The organism is Microbacterium sp. Ru50 (genome assembly GCF_002920555.1).
In the GTDB taxonomy this organism is placed as follows: domain Bacteria; phylum Actinomycetota; class Actinomycetes; order Actinomycetales; family Microbacteriaceae; genus Microbacterium; species Microbacterium arborescens.
On sequence record NZ_PQSV01000070.1, the window covers coordinates 1 to 522 of the forward strand.

Genomic DNA, 522 nt, shown 5'->3' on the forward strand with positions numbered 1-522 from the left:
GTCATGGGGCTGCGCTCGCCGTCATGGCTCGCGAGGCGGTTGCTCCAGTCGCCGTACCAGGCCACGAAGGAGAGCTGGTGCGCCGCCCCGCCGGACTGCTCGTCGGTGCCGGAGTACAGGTCGCAGCGGCCGGTGGGGGCCGCGGGGTTGCGCAGGGCGGCGAGCCGCCAGCCGCCGTCGGCCGGCAGTCCTGCGTCGGCCGCCCAGGCGCAGGAGGTGTCCTTCGCGCGGGCGAGCGGCACGGTTTTGGGGTCGTCCTCGATGTCGGCCGGCGGTGTGTCCTTGCCGGGGGCCGTGAGCGGCTTCGCGCCGCAGCCGAGCCGCTGGGAGATGCCGTTGGCGAGCGCGGCGACCGTTCCGTACGCCGCGCCGGGGACGCCGGTGAGCGTGTCGCGGCCCAATGAGGTGCGCATCAGGAGCGTGCGCTGCCGGCCTTCGGCGTCCTTGCCGAGGCCGGGGCAGTCCAGCCGGAGCTGGATCGCGCCGAAGCGGTCGATGAAGCCGGGCAGGCCCTTGGGCAGC

The 522-nt window shown here is 75.3% G+C and carries 1 protein-coding gene; it reads right to left on the minus strand.

The genetic code is table 11. From position 1 onward, the window contains the following. A partial coding sequence (locus C3481_RS16615) for a hypothetical protein (RefSeq protein ID WP_219817691.1) occupies positions 1–522 on the minus strand: 522 nt, incomplete at both ends.